Below are 1,338 nucleotides of genomic sequence, written 5' to 3' on the forward strand. Positions count from 1 at the left end.
AGCGTCCGGGCGCTCAGCCGGAAGCGGCTCCGCTTGATCGAGTCCCTTGACAGCAAACATGAGAGCAGGCTGTTGAAGAACTCAGCCGCGTTCGCAAACGAAGGCTGAATCGTCGCCGTTGTGTATGTAGAAGTGGCCGACGAGCCTGCCCGCAGTGCCGATCATAACCCATCCGCGGCCGCAGGACGGATCGTTGTCGTCGTGCCCTTCCCATGAGAACTCTGCGCAGGCCGAACCGTCTCGCGCGCCGTAGCGGACGTCGAGGAAGCCCTTCAGCGCACCGAAGGCTATTTCACCATCCGACTTGCCCCGGAAGGTGAGATGCGCCTCTTCGACAAGATCGAGGAAGTCGCTGTCCCAGTTGTCCATTTCGACGATACGCCACCGGCCGGCAAAGGCCTTGGCGAAGCCGGGCACCCTGGCCATCAGCCGGCCTCCGCGATCAGCTTGGGCAGCCGCACCAGATTGTAGGCGGCCGCAGCGAAGGTAAAGGCCCATCCGACCCGATCACGGCCACGGAAGCTGGTCTTCTCTTGCCCGGCGACCGTCTTGATCCAGCCGAATGCCTCCTCGATCCGCTTGCGGATGCGCTGGCTGACGGCATAACCGCCGTGCCGGGTCGTACGCCCGTCGATCGCAGAGTTGCGGCCGCTGGTGTTCTGCGCAACATGCGGCGTCACGTTCATCGAGCGCAGTTCGTTGACGAAGTCTTCTGCATCGTAGGCTTTGTCGGCGCCAAGCGTGATCGCTGTCGGTCGGTCGGCACGAGGCTCGATCATGTGCAGCGCGGCCACCCGTTCGGCATGCCCATCGGCCTGCGTCAGGCAGGCGTCGACCAGCAAGCCGTGGCGGTTCTCCATCAGCCCATGCCCGATGAAGCACAGTTTCGCCTCCTTGCCTTTCCCCTTGCGGTAGAGCCTGGCCTCCGGATCGGTGGTCGAAGCATGGGTGTCGTTGGAGCGCTTCTGGCCATGGAAGTTCGCTTCGGCATTGCGCCCGCCGCCTTGGGCCGGCGGCTCGCCGGAGCCATCCTTCGGTTTGACGCTCTTCATCGAGGCCCAGGCCTCGATCAGCGTGCCGTCGACCGAGAAGTGATCGCTCGACAGAAGCTTCTTCACCCTGGGCTGCCCCCAGCACCGCCGCCAGGAACTTGGCCGCGATGTCGCCTTCCAGCAGCCGGTCGCGGTTCTTCGAGAATACCGGATGGTCCCAGGCTGCATCGTCGACGCCGATTCCGACGAACCAGCGGAACAGCAAATCATATTCCAGCCGCTCCATCAGAAGCCGCTCCGAGCGGATCGAATAAAACGCCTGCAACAGCATCGCCCGCAGCAGCTT

General features: G+C 63.6%; 1 protein-coding gene and 1 pseudogene. Both read right to left on the reverse strand.

Annotation, left to right across the window (positions count from 1 at the left end; translation table 11 throughout):
* Positions 1-81: 81 nt before the first annotated feature.
* On the reverse strand, positions 82-426 hold the full coding sequence (locus tag IF803_RS42465; RefSeq protein WP_461196159.1) for a hypothetical protein: 345 nt from the start codon (positions 424-426) through the stop codon (positions 82-84).
* Positions 426-1,338 (reverse strand): annotated as a pseudogene (locus IF803_RS42470) (IS5 family transposase); the annotation flags it as partial. The pseudogene IF803_RS42470 and the gene IF803_RS42465, both read right to left, overlap by 1 nt.

Source organism: Bradyrhizobium sp. UFLA06-06 (assembly GCF_054820065.1).

Coding starts and splice junctions, on each gene's coding strand:
- IF803_RS42465 (WP_461196159.1), bottom strand. CDS start 426: ATGGCCAGGGTGCCCGGCTTCGCCAAGGCCTTTGCCGGCCGGTGGCGT.